Source organism: Brevundimonas sp. (assembly GCF_013912065.1).
GTDB lineage: Bacteria > Pseudomonadota > Alphaproteobacteria > Caulobacterales > Caulobacteraceae > Brevundimonas.
In genome coordinates this window covers 19,460-37,988 of the sequence record NZ_JACESA010000016.1, presented here as the reverse complement: position 1 = coordinate 37,988, position 18,529 = coordinate 19,460, and the positions used below count along the sequence as shown (strand labels likewise).

Annotated in this window: 16 protein-coding genes and 1 tRNA gene; 7 read left to right on the top strand and 10 right to left on the bottom strand. The window is 67.2% G+C overall.

The features are described 5' to 3' along the window. The first annotated feature begins 237 nt into the window (after positions 1-237). Both H2037_RS13465 and H2037_RS13460 read left to right on the top strand, forming a co-directional pair. Positions 238-2,121, top strand: coding sequence for a ribonucleoside-diphosphate reductase subunit alpha (locus H2037_RS13465; RefSeq protein WP_292123033.1), 1,884 nt, complete (start codon positions 238-240; stop codon positions 2,119-2,121). 169 nt (positions 2,122-2,290) lie between these two features. After that, positions 2,291-3,154: a lipid A-modifier LpxR family protein gene (locus H2037_RS13460; RefSeq protein ID WP_292122964.1), complete on the top strand. Its 864-nt coding sequence runs from the start codon at positions 2,291-2,293 to the stop codon at positions 3,152-3,154. Between the two features lie 25 nt (positions 3,155-3,179). On the opposite strand, the gene H2037_RS13455 is transcribed toward H2037_RS13460, so the two are convergent. Then, positions 3,180-4,925, bottom strand: a complete 1,746-nt coding sequence (locus H2037_RS13455) for a gamma-glutamyltransferase family protein (protein WP_292122962.1) — start codon at positions 4,923-4,925, stop codon at positions 3,180-3,182. Positions 4,926-5,072: 147 nt separating this feature from the next. On the opposite strand from H2037_RS13455, the gene H2037_RS13450 reads away from it, so the two are divergent. The 4 genes from H2037_RS13450 (at position 5,073) to H2037_RS13435 (ending at position 7,901) form a co-directional block, all read left to right on the top strand. Then, positions 5,073-5,149, top strand: a tRNA-Arg gene (locus H2037_RS13450). Positions 5,150-5,548: 399 nt separating this feature from the next. Continuing rightward, positions 5,549-6,064 (top strand): ferritin-like domain-containing protein, encoded by a 516-nt coding sequence (locus H2037_RS13445; RefSeq protein WP_292122960.1) that lies wholly within the window; start codon positions 5,549-5,551, stop codon positions 6,062-6,064. Positions 6,065-6,075: 11 nt separating this feature from the next. Further along, positions 6,076-6,975, top strand: coding sequence for a manganese catalase family protein (locus tag H2037_RS13440; protein WP_292122958.1), 900 nt, complete (start codon positions 6,076-6,078; stop codon positions 6,973-6,975). A gap of 233 nt (positions 6,976-7,208) precedes the next feature. Continuing rightward, on the top strand, positions 7,209-7,901 hold the full coding sequence (locus H2037_RS13435; RefSeq protein ID WP_292122956.1) for a Crp/Fnr family transcriptional regulator: 693 nt from the start codon (positions 7,209-7,211) through the stop codon (positions 7,899-7,901). A gap of 54 nt (positions 7,902-7,955) precedes the next feature. Here the strand turns inward: H2037_RS13435 and H2037_RS13430 are convergent, their stop codons facing one another. After that, positions 7,956-8,732: a Crp/Fnr family transcriptional regulator gene (locus tag H2037_RS13430; protein ID WP_292122953.1), complete on the bottom strand. Its 777-nt coding sequence runs from the start codon at positions 8,730-8,732 to the stop codon at positions 7,956-7,958. On the opposite strand from H2037_RS13430, the gene H2037_RS13425 reads away from it, so the two are divergent. After that, on the top strand, positions 8,731-8,949 hold the full coding sequence (locus H2037_RS13425; RefSeq protein WP_292122951.1) for a hypothetical protein: 219 nt from the start codon (positions 8,731-8,733) through the stop codon (positions 8,947-8,949). The genes H2037_RS13430 and H2037_RS13425 overlap by 2 nt on opposite strands. Here H2037_RS13425 and H2037_RS13420 read toward each other — a convergent pair. Genes H2037_RS13420 through H2037_RS13385 form a run of 8 tightly spaced genes read right to left on the bottom strand, consistent with a single transcriptional unit; the run spans position 8,925 to position 18,516 of the window. Continuing rightward, on the bottom strand, positions 8,925-9,956 hold the full coding sequence (locus tag H2037_RS13420) for a Gfo/Idh/MocA family oxidoreductase (protein WP_292122950.1): 1,032 nt from the start codon (positions 9,954-9,956) through the stop codon (positions 8,925-8,927). The genes H2037_RS13425 and H2037_RS13420 overlap by 25 nt on opposite strands. Then, a complete protein-coding gene (locus tag H2037_RS13415; RefSeq protein ID WP_292122948.1) occupies positions 9,953-10,939 on the bottom strand; it encodes a zinc-binding dehydrogenase in 987 nt (328 codons plus the stop codon). Before H2037_RS13415 ends, H2037_RS13420 begins: the two co-directional genes overlap by 4 nt. Positions 10,940-10,985: 46 nt before the next feature. After that, positions 10,986-13,061 (bottom strand): bifunctional glycosyltransferase/UDP-glucuronate decarboxylase, encoded by a 2,076-nt coding sequence (locus H2037_RS13410; RefSeq protein ID WP_292122946.1) that lies wholly within the window; start codon positions 13,059-13,061, stop codon positions 10,986-10,988. After that, positions 13,058-14,149: a glycosyltransferase gene (locus H2037_RS13405; RefSeq protein ID WP_292122945.1), complete on the bottom strand. Its 1,092-nt coding sequence runs from the start codon at positions 14,147-14,149 to the stop codon at positions 13,058-13,060. Before H2037_RS13405 ends, H2037_RS13410 begins: the two co-directional genes overlap by 4 nt. Next, positions 14,146-15,264: a glycosyltransferase gene (locus H2037_RS13400; RefSeq protein WP_292122942.1), complete on the bottom strand. Its 1,119-nt coding sequence runs from the start codon at positions 15,262-15,264 to the stop codon at positions 14,146-14,148. Before H2037_RS13400 ends, H2037_RS13405 begins: the two co-directional genes overlap by 4 nt. Beyond that, positions 15,261-16,367 (bottom strand): glycosyltransferase family 4 protein, encoded by a 1,107-nt coding sequence (locus H2037_RS13395; protein WP_292122939.1) that lies wholly within the window; start codon positions 16,365-16,367, stop codon positions 15,261-15,263. The genes H2037_RS13400 and H2037_RS13395 overlap by 4 nt, the downstream gene beginning before the upstream one ends. Beyond that, on the bottom strand, positions 16,364-17,407 hold the full coding sequence (locus H2037_RS13390) for an SDR family NAD(P)-dependent oxidoreductase (protein ID WP_292122936.1): 1,044 nt from the start codon (positions 17,405-17,407) through the stop codon (positions 16,364-16,366). Before H2037_RS13390 ends, H2037_RS13395 begins: the two co-directional genes overlap by 4 nt. Further along, positions 17,404-18,516, bottom strand: a complete 1,113-nt coding sequence (locus H2037_RS13385; protein ID WP_292122933.1) for an SDR family NAD(P)-dependent oxidoreductase — start codon at positions 18,514-18,516, stop codon at positions 17,404-17,406. Before H2037_RS13385 ends, H2037_RS13390 begins: the two co-directional genes overlap by 4 nt. Positions 18,517-18,529 lie beyond the last annotated feature (13 nt).

Below are 18,529 nucleotides of genomic sequence, written 5' to 3'. Positions count from 1 at the left end.
TCGTGATCTTGCGCCTGCGAACGGGGATCGGACCCTTGCTGGCTTGCTGCCGGGCTTTTCCCCAGGCGTGAAGGACTTGTCCGACCGATTCGCCTCCAAAGGGACCGTCAAGCCCGTTGACGGGTTATTAGGCATGTGCGCCCTATATGTGGGCTCGGGGAGCGCAGAACCCACTAGATGATGTGGTTACGGCGCAGGTGGCTCTAGGCTGTTTATTGTTCAGGACGCAGATTGACCATGGCTGGCGGCGAGGCTTTGAAGACGACGGAATTCCAAGGTGTTGTGACGAACGCGACCCTCGAGAAGCCGCATCTGACCGTGGTGAAATCGGTGCAGGTCGATCGTTCGCGCGACGCCCTTCTGACCGATTTCGGCAAGAAGACGCTGGAGGATCGCTACCTGCTGGCGGGCGAGAGCTATCAGGACATGTTCGCCCGCGTCTCGACCGCCTTCTCGGACGACGCCGAACACGCCCAGCGCCTGTATGACTATATGAGCCGCCTGTGGTTCATGCCGGCGACCCCGGTCCTGTCGAACGGCGGGGCGGATCGCGGCCTGCCGATCTCCTGCTTCCTGAACGCGGTCGGCGACAGCCTGGACGGCATCCAGAACGTCTGGAACGAGAATGTCGCCCTGGCCTCGAACGGCGGCGGCATCGGCACCTACTGGGGCGGCGTCCGTTCGATCGGCGAAAAGGTCAAGGGCGCGGGCAAGACCTCGGGCATCATTCCCTTCATCCGCGTGATGGACAGCCTGACCCTGGCGATCAGCCAGGGGTCGCTGCGTCGCGGCTCGGCCGCCGTCTATCTGGACATCCACCATCCCGAGATCGAGGAATTCCTCGAGATCCGCAAACCCTCGGGCGACTTCAACCGCAAGTCCCTGAACCTGCACCACGGCGTCAACGTCACCGACGAGTTCATGGAGGCGGTCAAGGCCGGCGCCACCTTCGACCTGAAGTCGCCCAAGGACGGCGCTGTCATCAAGACCGTCGACGCCCGCTCGCTGTGGACCAAGCTGCTCGACATCCGGATGCAGACCGGCGAGCCCTACATGATCTTCTCCGACACGGTGAACCGCCAGATGGCGCCGCACCAGCGCGACCTGGGCCTGAAGGTCAAACAGTCGAACCTGTGCGCCGAGATCATGCTGCACACCGGCCGCGACCACCTGGGCGTGGACCGGACCGCCGTCTGCTGCCTGTCGTCGGTCAACGCCGAGACCTTCCTGGAATGGCGCGAGGAGCCGAAATTCGTCGAAGACCTGATGCGCTTCCTCGACAACGTCCTGGAGGACTTCATCCGCCGCGCCCCGCCCGCCATGGCCGCCGCCGTCTATTCGGCCAAGCGCGAGCGTTCGGTCGGCCTGGGCCTGATGGGCTTCCACTCCTTCCTGCAAGGCCAGGGGGTCGCCTTCGAAAGCGCCATGGCCAAGTCGTGGAACATGCGCCTGTTCAAGCACCTGCGCCGCGAGGCCGACAAGGCCAGCCGCCTGCTTGCCGAGGAGAAGGGCCCCTGCCTGGACGCCGAGGAACGCGGCGTCATGGAGCGGTTCAGCCACAAGCTGGCCATCGCCCCGACCGCCTCGATCTCGATCATCTGCGGCGGCACCAGCGCCGGCATCGAGCCGATCCCGGCCAATATCTACACCCACAAGACCCTGTCGGGCTCGTTCGCGGTCAAGAACCCCTATCTGGAGCGTCTGCTCGACGAGAAGGGGATCAACACCGAGGCTGTGTGGAGCTCGATCCTCGAGCACGAGGGGTCGGTCCAGCACATCGACGCGCTGAACGAGGACGAGAAGGGGATTTTCAAGACCGCCTTCGAACTGGACCAGCGCTGGGTGGTCGAGCTGGCCGCCGACCGCGCGCCGGAAATCTGCCAGGCCCAGTCGCTGAACCTGTTCATCCCCGGCGACGTCAACAAGTGGGACCTGCACATGCTGCACTGGTCGGCGTGGGAGCGCGGCGTGAAGTCGCTGTATTACCTGCGCTCCAAGTCGGTGCAACGCGCCGCCTTCGCCGGCGCCGAGGACAAGGCCGAGGCGGTCATCGACCCGAACCAGCCCGACCTCTTCTCCATGCCCAAGACCGATTACGACGAGTGTCTGGCCTGCCAATAGGGCCGGTCAGTATCTTGCAGGGGCCTCGCGAAAGCGGGGCCCTTCTGGTTTTCGGAACCCCCGGTCCCGGGCGACGTTGAAAAGCGACGAAAGAGTGTCGTGAAAATGTCTGTTGGACTCCTGTTCTGCGTGGTGCAGGGTGGGATTCTGCGGACGGTGGGGAGACCGAATGCGCGTTGCGGCTTGGATCGTGGGACTGGGGAGCGTGCTGGCCATGGCTGGCGCAGCCGACGCTCGCGCTCAGGCCTGGGCCCCCGACGCCTTCTACGAGACGCCCCAGACCGCCCAATCCCTGACCGCGCGCCTGAACGAGCAGGGCCGGTTCCGTGTCGTGCCTGACGCCCGGTTCGGCGCAGAGATCGAGATGCCGGCGGCCTTCGGGCCCGCCGAGGTTTCGGGTCTGGAGGCCAGCACCCGCAGCGACATCTGGATCGACCGCAACGCCTTCACCGACCGGCTGACCCTGGAAACCGCGGGCCGCCTGCGCCGCGCCGACGGCTCGCCCCTGCCGGTCACGCCGGTGGACCGGGCCGAGCTGGAGGCCGACGCCTATGACCTGCGCTATGTGCGCGGCTTCCGCGGCGCCGTTGGACGCACGCCCTCCGGCCTCGAAGTCAGTCTGACGCCCCACGCCGGCTTCGGTCTGGGCACCGAGGGCGGCTCGGCCGAGGCCGGCGCCACGCTGAAGATCGGCGAAGGCCTGGAACGTCTGGCCCCCGACGGCAGCGCCCGGTTCGGCGAGCGCGCGCGGTGGTATCTGTACGCCGCCGGATCCGGTCGGGCGGTCGGCTATAATTTCGCCCGCACGCGCGACGGCGATTACGCCCGCTCCGGCTATACCCAGGATCGGGGCGCTTTCCTTGGCGACGCCTCAGTCGGGGTGGCCTATCGCCGGGGCGACGTCCAGACCTCGGTCGGGCTGGTCTATCGCGAGATCGACGCCGGCAAGGGGCTGCGCGGCATGAGCGGCCTCGACACCGACGTGGACGAGGGCTTGATCGCCTTCCAGCTGTCGATCAAGCCGCGCCGCTGATCGGCCGGGCGCGCGGTTCGTCCCGTCAGGGGGCTTCCGACACCGCCACGCCTTCCCGTCTCGGGTCCGCCCCGCCGTCCCAGCGTCCGTCGCGCCACATCGCCCCGTGCAGGCCCGAGGTCTCGGTCGTATTGGGCCGCAGGCTCATGCCTGCCGCGCCCAGGGCGACGCGAATGTCCGGCGCGATCAGGGCCGTGTCGGCCCCCACCATCGGGCCCCGCACCACCAGATTGGGCAGGGCGACGGCCTGTTGCACCGTCAGATCCCAGTCGATGATCCCGACCAGGGCCTTGGCCACATAGGCCAGGATGCTGGACCCGCCGGGCGAGCCGATGGCCCCGACCAACCGGCCCTGGCCATCCAGGATCAGCACGGGCGTCATCGACGACCGCGGACGCTTGCCCGCCGCCACCGCATTGGCGGCCGGATGGCCGTCCTGCAGCGGCGTGAAGGAAAAATCGGTCAGCTGGTTGTTGAGGAAGAAGCCCTCGACCATTCGCCCGTCGCCGAAGATGCTTTCGACCGTGGTGGTCATGCTGACGGCGTTTCCGTCCGCATCGACGATGACCATGTGCGAGGTGCCGCCGGGCTCGGCCGTCCGGTCCTCGCCGCGCGGGGGCGATCCCGTCGGGGCCCCGGCCGCGACCGGACCGTTGACCTGGGGCGCCAGGGCGGCGCGGGCGGCGACATAGTCGGGATCCAGCAGGCCGGCGATCGGCACGCCGACGAAGTCCGCGTCCCCGACATAGCGATCGCGGTCGGCGTACATCAATCGTTGCAACCGGCCGAAGGCCACCCAGGCCGCCGGACTGTCGGGGCCCAGGCCGATGTCCGGCGTGACTTCGGCCATGGCTAGGAACTGCAGCAGGGCCAAGCCGCTGGACGGCGGCGGCGGCACGCAGACGACATAGATCCGATAGGGGCGGCACAGGGCGTCGCGGCGCAGCGGACGATAGGCGGCGATGTCCGCCTCGGTCAGGCCGCCGGGATGCGGCGCCTCGGCCACCGTCGCCGCGATCTCGCGCCCGATCCGCCCGCCGTAGATCGCACCCGGACCCTCGTTCGCCAGGGCGGCCACGGTGCGAGCGTAGGCGGGATTGCGCATCACATCCCCGGCCTGATAGCGGCGCCCGTCGGGCCGGGTGAAATAGGCGGTCGCCCAGCGGGTCCGGGCCTGGGGCGCCGGGCCATTGATCATGCCGGCCATACGCGGGCTGACCACGAAACCGTCGCGGGCCAGCCGTTCGGCGTCGTCGAACAGGTCGCGCCAGGCCAACCGGCCGTGATCCTTCTGGGCCATGGCCAGCATGGCCACCGCGCCGGGCGCGCCGGTCGATCGCCCCGACAGCACGGCGTCGACGAAGGAGAGGGGCTTGCCGTCCTCGTAGAAGAGCTCCGGCGTGGCCGAGGCCGGGGCCGTCTCGCGCCCGTCATAGGCGGTGACGCGCCCGGTCGCCGCCTCATAGCTCATCAGGAAGGCCCCGCCGCCCAGACCCGAAGACTGGGGCTCCACCAGACCCAGCACCGCCTGAACAGCGACGGCGGCGTCCACCGCCGACCCGCCCCGCCGCAACACCTTCATCCCCGCCTCGACCGCCAGCGGATTGGCCGCCGCCACGAAGGGTCCGCGCGCGGGCGTGGAGGTCTGAAGCGCCGCTCCAGCCTCAACCCCCGCGGGCGCCGCCACGCCGCCCGTCTGACACCCTGCCAAGACCAGGGGAGCGACCAGGGGAAGGAGCAGGACCGCAAGGCGGCGACGGATGAAACGCATGCGAAATTCCGAACGGGAAGGGACGTCTTGTTCCGACCTAGGCCCTCCCGGCGACCGCGCCAACCACCGTCCCGACAGAAACTGCATTCACCCGCTTGCGTCCCCCCGTTTCAACCGCTAAAGACCCGCCCTCGCCGCAAGGCAGCCGCACCCGTAGCTCAGCTGGATAGAGCACCAGACTACGAATCTGGGGGTCGGGCGTTCGAATCGCTCCGGGTGCGCCATTTCTTTCCCTAGTCAGGATCGGTTCAAGCTCAATCGCTTGAGTAAAGCCACTGCGGGTGGAGATCGCCGGATCCTGAGCGATCCCCTCGATCTTCATCTTCGCGGAAGACGATCCAGGCCGGCAACGCCGCGCCGCCATCCGATCTCCATCATGTCCCGGTCGTGCGCCGAGCGGTCATCGCCGCTTGCTCAGGAAGGCTGTTGGACGGCGGCGAAGAAGCTGATCGGGGCGACCTGAATGGGCGTCGGCAAATCCGATCCGGACTTGGCCAGAACGCGGGAACCAATGTGGTCCCTCAAGCCTCACAGACCCCCCTGACGTGGGTCGCTTATCCGACACTCGGAACGGCCGTCGAGACCTCGGATTGTTTCGCCATAGCCTTTCAAGGGAGATGCTCATGGCCAGCGATGACGTTTGGCGCGAAGTCTATGTCACGGGACTGAAGAACGCCCACGCAATGGAGCATCAGGCTCTGGCGCTCATGGACCGCCAGATTGAGCGGGCCAAGAATTTCACGGAGGTGGCCGAGCAACTGGCCGCGCATCGCACCGAAACAGAGACGCAAATCCAGAGACTCGAAGGATTGCTGGAACAGGTCGACGAGAGCGCCTCCGGCCTGAAGGACGCGGCCCTGTCTCTGGGCGGGTCGATGGCGGCTCTGGGGCACGTGTTCGCCGAGGACGAGATCCTGAAGAACGCCTTCGCCAATTTCGCCTTCGAAAACTACGAGGCCGCCGCCTATCGCGGGCTCATCATCCTCGCCCGCCACGGCGGTATGACGACCGCGCTCGATCCACTGAACGCGACCCTGGACGAAGAGCTGCGGATGGCGCGGTGGGTCGATGAAAGCCTTCCAGCCCTCACCGAAAAATTCCTGCTGCTGAAGCAGCAGGGCGAAAACCCCAGCCGCTAGGAGCCCAGACTATGTTCATGCACAACAAACGCCTGATGTATACGGTGCGGGTAGCGGAGCCGAACCCCGCCCTCGCGACCCTGATGCTGGAGCAGTTCGGGGGTCCGCAAGGCGAACTCGCCGCAGCCATGCGCTATTTCACACAAGGCCTGGCGGATGAGGACATCAATCGTCGTGACCTGCTGATGGACATCGCCACGGAGGAGCTGAGCCATCTTGAGGTGATCGGTTCGATCGTGGCCATGCTGAACCGGGGCGCCAAGGGCCGTCTGGCCGAGGCCGCCGAGGAAGAGGCCGACCTCTACGCGAGCATGACGTCGGGCGGGGAAAGCCACACCATGTCTATCCTCTATGGCGGCGGTACGGCTCTGGTGAACTCGGCCGGCGTGCCCTGGACGGCCGCCTATGTCGACTCCATCGGCGACCCCACGTGCGACCTGCGTTCCAACATCGCAGCCGAGGCGAGAGCCAAGATCGTCTATGAACGCCTGATCAACGTCACAGACGATGCCGGCATCAAGGACGCACTGTCCTTCCTGATGACGCGCGAGGTCGCCCACCAGAAGGCTTTCGAGAAGGCGCTCTACGCCATTCCAGCCAACTTCCCGCCCGGCAAGCTGCCCGCGCGCCCCGAGTTCGCGGATACATATTACAACATGTCCCAAGGCGAAGGCGACGCCTCCGGTCCTTGGAACGAGGGAGACCAGTGGGAGGTGGTTTCGGATCGCGAGCGCCAGATGGCGGTGGACGGCGGGGACGGCAAGGCCACGGTCGACCTGTCGGATACGGAGCGTCAGGCCGTGGACGCCTTCATGACGCGCACCATGTCCGATCCGGCCGCCACGCCTCTGACAGGGGCGGACCTCGGGGCAGGCCCCGGCGCGGGCCGCACCACCCCTTATGACGCCTGAGTAATCCCGCAGTTCAGCGGTGACGGCGGCGCCCGCGTCGCCGTCACCGCTCAGACTTAGAAAATCCAGCCAAGCTGAACCTCGGCCTGGACCCATTCGACGCGGATACGCCCGGTCGCCTGTACAGGCCACAGTCGCCCGTCCCTTCACACGTCCGCGAGAAAAGATGTTCTGTCGGAAAACTGATAACCTATGTGAATGCCTTCGCCTTAACCGGTCGGCACGTTAGAGGCATGCTGGATTCAGCCTCTTACGAAGAGACCTTTCGCCCTGAGCCGGTGCGGATCGACGCCCGGTCCCAGGCTGTTCTCGATCATCCTGTCCTTCGGCTGATGCCGGACGAGGTGCAGGGCCTGATCCGGGATCGGGGGCGGTTGCGCAGCCTTGCCGCTGGAGAATGCGCCACGACGGGCGCGACGGTCGGGTTTGTCGTCGATGGCGCGGTGGCCGCGTTCGACCGCAAGAATATCGCCTGCGTCAGCCTGCATGGACGAGGTTCGATGTTCGGCTGGGAAACATCGCTGACGTCCTCTGTTTACCCGACGCGGTTTCTGGCGATGCTGGGTTCGCAATGGATTGAGGCGCCGGCCGAGGATCTCACGGACCTGATGGGTCAGACATGGGTGGAACACGTCTTCGCCCGTCACGCCCTGGATCGCTTGGTGCGCGTTCAGGCCGAGGCGGCCTGCAATGCGGTTCACCAGGTCCCGCAGCGAACGGCGAACTGGATTTTTCGGCTGTATCAGATGGCCGGCCGGGAACTGCGAACCACTCAGGCTGTCCTGGCGCAGGCCATGGGGGTGCAACGCACAAGCGTCAATGCGGCGGTCAAGGCTCTGGAGCGTGATGGAGCGGTGATACTGTCGCGCGGGCGGCTGGTCGTCACGGATGCCGAAAGACTCGAGCGCTTCGCCTGCGGATGCTGATCCGGTCTTTTCCTGTCGGCTCCGACCCTCGCGTCTTTTCGGACGCCTGATGGGTCAAACCGCTTCCTTCCATAGTCGAAGATAGAGCGGATCGAACTCCGCCAAACGGACTAGACGGGGCCAGTCGTTCAGAATCACCCGCCCGTCCCTCCAATCCACAAGCTGGGCGGACCGAAGCGCCATGAGGGTTCGGTTTACGTGCACCGTCGACAGCCCGAGCACGTCCGCAAGCTCGGTCTGGTTCAGGGGGAAGTCAAAACCGTCGTCCGTGGCCAGTCCAACGACCTCCAGACGGACCTTGGTCTCACAAAACAGATGCGCCATCCGGGCCTGGGCGTCCTGGCGGCCGAGGGCAACCAGCCAGACCCGGTGAATGGCGGCGTCCACGACGGTTTCAAGCCAGAACAATCGCGCCAGATGAGGATCGTTCGCCATCACCGCCTTCAGGGCGCCGTGGGGGATGGCCGCTAGTTCGCACGTCGAGATCGCCGCCACACTGTGATCGAGCCTCTTCATGACCATGGCGTGTAAATCCATGAAGTCCCCCGGCAGGGCCAGTTCGGTGAATTGTCGTCCTCCGTTGCCGAGCAGGGCGAACCGTCCCGCGAAGCCGGAAATCAGAAGAAGGCTCACGGGCTGTCGATCGCCTTCACGGACGATCAGGTCTCCCGCCCTCACGACCCGATGTTCGAGCGGCAGTCGGCGAATGGTTTCGCGCTGACCCTCACGAAGGTCGTCGCGTCGTTCGAGCTTGCGGACCAGAATGTCCAGCATCGAACAAATCCCCTCTTCTTTCATCCACCTTTCCGACTTGCGCGTATAGGAAGTCATGACCGGATATCGGCTTCAGCTGGGCGTCGCCGGTTTGGACGAGCGCCTTGAATTCATGGCTGCGGATGACAACGCCGCACGTCGTGAAGCGTTGCTGACGCTGGGTGATCTGCTACGCGACCAAGCGCTTAGAGGCGTTTATTCGGCAAGGCTGGACCTCGTCCTCTTCGACGCCGGCGACAGCGTCGTCTATCAGGCGCATGTGGCGGCGGCGTAGATCCGGTCCAGAGTCGCGGCGACCCTGCGCAATTCTTCAACCGCCGGATCGTATCGACCGCCAGCCGCCAAGGCCCGCGCCCAGGATTGCGCCGCTCGACCGCCCCAATCGTCGGGCGGCTGGACCAGCGGACGGCGGGTCACGCCGTCGAAGGCCGTCGCCTCGAAGTCGTAGAAGGAGCCATCGACATTGCGCAGGGCCGCACCTCCGCCGCTGCCATAGAAGGCGGCTTCAATGATCGCGTCCCGACCTGCCGGCAGCCGCCACGAACAGGCGAGCCGCACCACGGCGCCGGACTGGAGCCGGAGGGTGGCGATGGCGTAATCCTCGGCCTCGGCGCGTCCCGCGATCGGAACGCCCTCGCGAAGCAGATGCGCCTCGACGTCGGCGACGTCGTCGTCCAGCAGCCAGAGACACAGGTCCACCAGGTGGACGCCGAGATCCATGACGCACCCCCCGCCCGAGAGCGCCGGGTCGTAGAACCAGGGCTTGTCGGGTCCATAGGCGTTGTGAAACGTCAGATCGACGGCATGGATACGCCCTAGGCGCTCCTGGCTGATCAGGTCGCGCAACGCCTGCGCCGCCGCCGTGTGGCGATAGCTCAGGTCCACTGCAAGCAGTCGATCGGCGCGCTTCGCCGCGTCGATGGCGGCTTGCGTCTCCGCCGCGTCCCGGCCGAGCGGCTTCTGGCAGAAGACGGCGACGCCGGCGTCCAGCGCCCGGATGGTCTGCTTCGCGTGCAAGGCGCTCGGGGTCGCGATGACCAGCCCATCCAGCCCTTGAGACAGCAGGCCGTCCAGGTGCGGGCAATGCGCGGCCGTAGGGGCGAGGCCGAGGGCTTCCTCCACCATCTCCGCGTTCGGATCGGCGACGGCGACGGCGTCGATCCGGCCGTCGGTCAGCATGGCGGCCATTCGGTGTCGGCCGATCCAGCCCACGCCCAGGAAACCGACGCGGGGGCGACGCAGCGCCGAAGACCGATGGCGGTCAAGGACCAACTCCGTCATGGCATCGTCACCACGGCCTTGAGGAAGCCGTCCGGCCTGTCGCGCGTGGCGTCCAGCGCCCGATCCAGTTGATCGAGAGGATAGGCGTGGGTGAAGAGGCCGCTGACGTCCAGCCGGCCCGAACGCACGGCCTCCACCGCCTCGCGCACGCCTTGAGCATAGACTGCGGGGTCGCGTTCATGGGCGTTCACCACATCGAGGCCGCGCCAATTCCACAGCTGCATATTGATCTGGCGCGGGCCGTCCTGGTGATAGCCGGCGATCACCAGCCGCCCGCGTTCGCGGGTCAGCTCCGCCGCGAGATCCAGCGGCCAGGCCTTGCCGACCGCTTCGATGACGACATCGCAGAGTCGGCCGTCTGTCAGATCAGACACCTTGGCGATCAGGGCGTAGTGGTCGTCGAGGGTCAGCGTCTCCGCCGCGCCCATGCGGCGCGCGACTTCCAGCGAATAGGGCCGACGGGACAGGGCGATGACGCGCGCGCCCGCATCGGTGGCCAGGCGCGTCAGCACCGCCCCCAGAAAGCCTATGCCGACGATGGCGACGGTCTGGCCCGGGCTGATCTCGCTGCGCCGGAAAATGTTCATGGCGCATCCCAGCGGCTCCCCCGCGAACGGGAGGTCGTCTAGCTCGGGCGGGAGGGGCACGACCGCGCTCTCGTCGGCGATGTCGTATTCGGCGAAACTGTTGTGCGAGAGCGCCGCCACCCGTTGTCCCTTCGCGACGGCTGTGACGCCGTGTCCGACGGCGTCGACGACGCCCCATCCTTCATGGCCCAGACCGCCGGGCGGCGTCGGAAAGGTCATCCAGTCGGGACCGGCCCAGGGGGTGAGGTTGGAGGCGCAGACGCCGCAACCCTCCAGCCTGATCCGAACCTGACCGGCGTCCGGCTCGGGCCGAGCCACCGTACGCACCTCCACTCGACCTGGACCCGTCACGACTGCGGCGCGCATGGCGCCGTTCTGGGCAAGAACCTCGGTCATGGTGTTCCTCGCTTGTTTGGCTGGGGTCGGATCGGCTCTGCCCACATCAGGCGATCAGGGCGGGCTGTTCGCCGCGCAGCGGACGGCGATCGGCGTCGAACCAGTCGATCGTGCGGCGCAGGCCGTCCTCGAGCGCCGTTGTGGGACGCCACCCCAGCACCGCTTCCGCCTTGCCGATGTCCGGACGCCGACGGCGCGGATCGTCGATTGGAAGGGGGCCGTGCTCGATCTCGGATCCCGAGCCCGTCAGGTCCAGTATCAGCCGGACCAGTTCCGACACGCTGAGTTCGACAGGATTGCCGAGGTTGATCGGCCCGGGCTGAGGCCCTTCATGCTCCATCAGGGCGATCAGGCCGCTGATCATGTCGTCGACATAGCAGAACGACCGGCTCTGCTCCCCGTCCCCGTAGATGGTGATGGGCGCGTCAGCCAAAGCCTGGGTGATAAGGTTGGACACCACGCGACCGTCGGCCGCCGACAGGCGCGGGCCATAGGTGTTGAAGATGCGCGCCACCCTCACGTCCGACCGACCCGCGCGGTCGTAGTCGAACACCAGGCTCTCCGCGGCCCGCTTGCCTTCGTCGTAACAGGCCCGCGGACCGATTGGATTGACGTTGCCGCGATAGGTTTCGGGCTGCGGATGCACCTCGGGATCGCCGTAGACTTCGCTGGTGGACGTCAGCAGAAGGCGTGCGCCGGTCTTCTCCGCCAACTTCAACATATGGCTGACGCCGAGCACGCAGGTCAGCATCGTATGCTCGGGATCCTGCTGGTACTGAGGCGGCGAGGCCGCACAGGCCAGGTCGTAGATCCGGTCGAACTTCCGCTCGACGATCCTCTCGGGCAACGGCTCCACCACGTCGTGACGCACGAATTCGAAACGGGACTGCTTCATCGCCGACTCGAGATTGACCAGATCGCCGGTCTGCAGATTGTCGAGACAGACGACGTGATGGCCGTCCGCCAGTAGACGGTCGCACAGATGCGAGCCGAGGAAACCGGCGCCGCCCGCCACCAGGATGGTTTGGCTGTCGGAAATGGACTTCATGGGTCGGTCCTTCGTCTTGGCCCGCATGGCCGCGATCAATTCGCGCTCCAGGGTCTGGGCGCGGTGGGAGGGGGTGTGTTGGGAGAGGAGGCGACGTCGGGCCGCCTCGCCCATGGCCTGGACGGCGGCCGCCGGGCGCGACAGCGCATCGACGACTGCGTCGCCCGTTTCCGCCAGGATGATTTCTTCTCCCGGCGTGAACAGGGTTTCGAGCCCCGGCCAGGTGTCCGAAATGATCGGACACCCGCACGAAGCCGCCTCGAACAGTCGGATGGAGGGGCTGTGTCCCGCCGCCCGCATGTCGGCGCGGGTGACGTTCAGGGTGAAGCGGCTGGCGGCGTAGAAGGTCGAATGCTCGGCCGGCGGCAGATGGTCGATCCGTTCCACGTTCGCCGGCCAGGCGATATCATCCGGATACTGCGGCCCCGCCACGACGAAGCGCCGGCCGGGCAGCCGTCGAGCCGGCTCGAGCAACAGCCGTTCCAGCGTGGGCTGACGATCCACGCTATAGGTTCCGAGATAGGACAGATCCCAACGCTTCTCGGCCTGTTGCGGCCGGTACGTCGCCGGGTCGGCCGAGCAATAGAGGGCGCGCGCCGCCGGCGAATCCAACTCCTGCTCCAGACGCGCCAGCGTGGGACCGCCTGTGAAGGAGAAATAGACGTCGTAGTCGGGGATTTGCCCCGCCGCGAGATAGTCACACTCGCCCTGCGCCAGCCGCGCCAGGGTGACCGGCGTATCGATGTCATAGAAGGCGACCACGCCCTTGGCCGTGCGCCGGACCCATCGGCCGACCTCGATCCCGTCCGGCACATAAGAGCCGACCATGACCGCGTCGGCGCCGCGCACCGCCTCGCCGTAGCGGTCGAGGTCCCGCAGGTCCGAATAGAAGGCGAGGCGGCAGTAGTCGGGGTCTGACAGATCCCGATGCGCGGCGTACCAGGGCGTCTCCCGCTCCAGGAACAGAATCTCGTGGCCCCGCGCCGCAAAGGCCGAAAGCAGCGCGCGGAAGGTCACGGCGTGCCCGTTCCCCCAGGCGGAGGACAGGCTGAGCCCAAGCACCACCAGCCTCATGCGGCGCTCCTCTCGCGCCGCGCCGTCAGCGCGCCTCTGAACAGCGCGTCGACGGTCTCGGCCCGCTTCGCATAGGTGTGGTCGGCCAGAACGCGGACCCTCGCCGCCTCTCCGATGGCCCGCGCCCGTTCCGGCGTCAGCGCCGCCAGATGATCGGCCACGTCCTTGCCGTCGCGCGCCACCAGCACTTCGACATCGGGCTTCAGGAACTGGTCCACGCCCTCCCAATAGTCGGTGATCAGGCAAGCCCCCGCCCCCGTCGCCTCGAACACCCGGGTGGCCGGCGAGAAGCCGATCTCGGCCATGCTGTCGCGGGCCACGTTCAGGACCGCCAGCGGCGTACAGTTGAAGGCGTTGTGCTCTCCCGTCCCCACATGCCCGACGGCGCGGACATTGGCGGGCATGGATTTGTCGCCCCAGCCGCTCCCTCCCAGCAGGAAGCGTCGCTCGGGCGACAGCGCCGCCGGCTCCAGGAAGAACCGATCAATCCGAGATTCGCGGTCAGGCAGGCGATTGGCCAACAGCGCCAGATCCGCGGAAAAGCGCCCGTCTGGCTGCACCGGATGATGGGTGGCGGGATCGAGCGCATTATAGATGGGGCGGCAATCCCGCGCGCCCAGCGCCATGAAGGCCTCGATCACGGGAGACCCGCCGCCGTAGGTCAGCACATGGTCGATCCGAGGCAGGACCTGCCGCAGCGGGTGGTCGGGCGCGGCCCTGATCTCCGCCAGGGTCGCCGGCGCATCGACGTCCCAGTAGACGGTCAGGGCGTCGTCCCGCGCCCGGTCGAACACGCCCAGAAGTTCATGGTCGAAAACGCCGACGCCCGAGGCCTTGACCACCACATCCGCGTCTCCCGCCCGCGCCATGGCGGCGGCGCAGCCCTGGGGGGAGTTTTCCCACACCACGACCTCGGCCCATTCGGGCGGGTCGATGTCGCGGTGCTGCTGACGATCGAAGGCGTCGGGTTCGAGAAACAGGATGTCCCAACCCTTTTCGGCCAGGGCGCCCAGCAGGCCCCGATAATAGGTGGCGGCGCCGTTCCAGTAGGCGGACAGGAGGCTGGAACCGTAAAAGGCGATCTTCATTCCGCGATCTCCATTTGAGGGGACGGCGCGACGGCGCCGAGCCGTTCGAGCACCGCCATGAGTTCGTCGACCCGATGCGCACAGGTGTGTCGGGCGCGGATCGCGGCCAGACCATGGGCGGCGAGTTCCGCGCGCAGGCCTGGGTCCGATTTCAACGCCCGCAGCGCCTCGGCCATTTCGCTGCTCGACCGGACCATCAGGAAGTCGCGCCCGACGTCGAACAGGCCTTCGCTGTCCGACCAGGGCGCGCTGACCAGCGGAAGACCGCAGGCCAGGGATTCGAACACCCGTATGGTCGGGATGCCGGGAAGCTGTTCGACATAGAACCGGCGCGGCACATGCACGGTCGCGAGATGGCGGGCGAACACCTGGGGCGCGGCCGCATTGGCCAGCCAGCCATGATACCGGACCCCGTATCGCGACAGCATTCGCTTGGCCGCCTCGGGGTAGCGGACCCCATAAAGATCGAGCCCGAGCCCGGTCGCCGCCGTCGGCGCGAACAGGTAGCGTTCCAGTTCGGCCGTCCGTTCGCCGTCGCCCCAGTTTCCCACCCAGACCAGACCCTCGCGGTCTTGTTCGACGGTCGGCGGGCGGAACAGCCGGGTGTCGGCCGCCTCGTGCCAGACGAAGACGCGGTCGCCCCAGCCCCACTGCCGATAGACCTCCGCGAGGGTTTCGCCGAAGGCGAGCACTCCGTCGTACCGCGACAGATCGAAGGCCTTCATGGCCTCCGGTTCGCTGACGGCCCGGTGGTGGGTGTCATGGAACAAAAGGGTGAAACGGCCCGTCGCCCGCCGTCGCCCGATGGCGGCCACAAGCGCGGGATCGTTCCATTCATGCACGATGACAAGGTCGGCCCCCTCCAGCGCCCGGTCCAGGTCCAGCGGCGGGTCGAAACGATGGCTCTGAAGCTCGGGATAGGCGCGTTTATAGGGCTCCAGTCCCGCCTCGCCGTGATCCGCCACCAGATTGGCGCGGCTCCACGCGTCGCGCGGCTCCCAGGCCTCCGCCAGATGCCCGCGCGCGGTCAGTTCGCTCATGACGCCGCGCAGGAAATGGGCGTTGCCGTGGTTCCAGCAGGAGTCGAGGGAATGGGTGAAATAGACCGTTTTCACGCCGCCGCCTCCCCCAACGGGGCGCGCAGGGCGAGTACATCGGCATAGACTTCGAGCGTGCCCTCGACCATGGCGTCTACGCTGAACCGACCGGCCCGCTCCGACGCCAGCCGCCCCAGGCGGCGCGCCCGGTCGGCGTCGTCCAGCAACTCGTCCAGTACAGCCGCAAGCGCGACGTCGTCGCGCGGCTGAACGAACAAGGCAGCGCCCTCCCAAAGCTCGCGGAAGGTCGGAATGTCGCTCAGGACCAGGGCGCACCCCGCCTGCGCCGCCTCCAGCACGCCCAGGCCGAAGGGTTCGTACAGGGCGGGGGCGCAAAAGACCGAGGTCTCCGTCAGCCGCCGCCGCAGCGCCTCCCCGCTCAAGGGGCCCAGGGCGCGAGTCTTCGCCAGACGCACGGTCTGGCCGTTAGGGCCGTCCAACGGCCCGGCGGCCTCCACCGCTCCCCGCATCCGAACCGCCGCCCGCTCCAGGACGGCGATGTTCTTGCCCTCGTCCCAGAGACGGCCGGACGTCAGGACCATGCGCCGGCGCTCGGGGGCATGGAGAGCGGCAGGACGCCTCCCATTATGAATGACGACGGGCTGAACGCCGTAGCGCGCCGCAGTCGCCTGGGCGAAAGCCAGGCTGGGCGCGGTGAGCCGATCGCAACCCCGATATCCAGCGGCCAAGCGACTCGTTCGCCACTCGAAATCCTGCGGCAGGCCCGTGCCGCGCACCGCATCCCACCAGGTGGCGACGCAGGAGTGGCAGACGCCGACCACCGGCGCGCCCCAGTCGCCTTCGCCCCGCAGCGCCGGCGCATTCAGATGGACCAGGTCGGCGCCGCTCCGCGCGGCCAGGCCTCGAAGCGCCCGCTCCGCCTCTTCCAGCTGTTCGGGATGATCGGCCAGCCAGTCGAGGGACTGTCCGACTTCAACCAGCGCCAGGCCTTCAACCTGCCGCGCCGCCTGGCGGTGGGCCGGTCCCGGCGCTGGTCCCAGAACCGCCAGGGTCACGCCGACGCCGCGCGCCAGCAGACCCTCGGCGAGATCCAGCGCATAGGTCCAGACCCCTCCCACGGCATCGGTGGTCATCAGCACATGACGCGGTCGCATGCTCATGCAGCCGCCGATCCGACGCGTACATCCAGGCGGCGCTCCACCCGCAGCCAGTCCGCCAGTTCCGAAACCCCGACCCGCCAAGGTTTAGGCCGCTCCAGCCCCAGCTCCCGATGGGCGGCCGACGCGTCCGCGACGAAATAGCGTTGATCCCCTTCGCGCCAGTCCTCGAAATTCAGAGGCACGGCTCGCCCGGTCAGTTGCTCGATATGGGCGACAAGCCCCTTCAGGCTGACGGCGTTCTCGGGACCGCCGCCCAGGTTGAAGGCGCGGCCGGACACCGCGTCTATCCGGCGCCAGGCGGCGACATAGGCGTCCACCGCATCCCCGACATTAAGGATGTCGCGCACCTGCCGTCCGTCGCCGTACAGGGTGATCGGCGCACCCTCCAGCGCCCGTATCAGGAAGTGGGCGACCCATCCCTGATCCTCGGTGCCCATCTGACGCGGACCATAGATGCAACTCATCCGCAGCACGCAGGTCGGGACGTCGTAGCTGCGCGCATAGTCCAGCACATACTGATCCGCCGCGCCTTTGGAGCAGCCATAGGGCGTGTGGAAATCGAGCGGTCGCCTTTCATCGATCCCCCGCAGACGAAGCGCCGGATCAGCCGGCAGCCAGGCGTCGTTCTGCGGGGTCAGTTCGATGTCGGCCAGGTCGCCATAGACCTTGTTGGTGCTGGCGAATATCACCGGGGTGCGCCGACGGCGCGCCGCTTCCAGCACATTGAAGGCGCCGATCAGATTGACGTCGAAATCGGTACGTGGATCGACCAGGCTGGTCGTGACCGCCACCTGCGCCGCGAGATGGAAGACGACATCGGCCCTGCCGATCGCCGCGTCGACCGCCTCTGCGTTGCGGACATCCGCCGTCAGATGCCGCACCTTGGCGCCGTGCCGCAGAAGCAGCCATTTGAGATTGGTCTCCACGCCGGGCCGAGCCAGCGTGTCCAGCACCGTCACCTCATGCCCCTCGCCGGCCAGTCTGTCGGCCAGGTTGGAGCCGATGAAGCCGGCGCCGCCGGTGATCAGCACCCGGCTCATGCGACGAGCCCCCGCCGCTCCAGTTCACCGCGCGCCTGGTCCACGCGATCCAAAGCCTCCTGGCGCGCGACCCATTCGGCCAGTTCCTCCAGACCGGCGGCGAAGTCCTGGCGAGCCTCGTAGCCCAGTTGGTCCCGCGCCTTGGTCAGGTCCGGGATGTTGTGCCGGATGTCGCCGGCCCGCGCCTTTTCAGTGATCTGCGGCGCGATATCCGGCCGCCCCATCGAGGCCGCCTGCAGCCGCGCCACCTCGTCCACCGTCCTGTCCACGCCGGAGCCGATGTTGAAGACCTCGCCGTTCGCCTCGGGCCGTTCCAGCGCCAGCAGGAAGGCCCGCGCGACGTCCGAGACATGGACGAAATCGCGCCGCTGCCGCCCGTCTTCGAACACCATTGGCGCCTGGCCGTTGGCGATCCGTGACGCGAAAATCGCCAACACGCCGGTATAGGGGTTCGAAAGCGCCTGACCCGGCCCGTAGATGTTCCAAAGCCGCAGCGCACAGCTCTCCATCCCATACTGGGCCGTCAGGGTGAGGGTCAGTCGCTCCTGAACGAATTTGTTGATCGCATAGACGCTCTTCAGCGCCGGCTGCTTGGTTTCCGGCGTAGGAACGGGGATCAGCGGCCGGCCCTGCGCGTCGGTCGGGTCCCACGACCCGTCGGGATTTCTCGGACCCCGCACGACCTCCTGCCGCAGTTCGCCGTCCACCGTGCGATAAAGGCCTTCGCCATAGATGCTCATGGACGAGGCGACGACCACGCGCTGCACCGGCCGGTCGATCAACTGCTGGAACAGGACGGCGGTGCCGTATTCATTCACCGAGGTGTAGCGGTCGATCGCATACATGCTCTGCCCGACGCCCACCTCGGCCGCCAGGTGAACGACCTTGTCTACGCCGTCCAAGGCCACCCGGACCCGATCTTCATCGCGGATGTCGCCGACGATCAGCTCTACCTCAGGATCGAGTTCGTCGGGTCGCGTGGAGGTCGGATGCACCTGCTCGATCAGGCTGTCGAACGCTCGCACCCGATAGCCCTGCTCCAGCAGGGTCCGCGACAGATGACGGCCGACGAAGCCCGCGCCGCCGGTGATGAGGACAGTTTCCGACATGGATTCCTCCGGC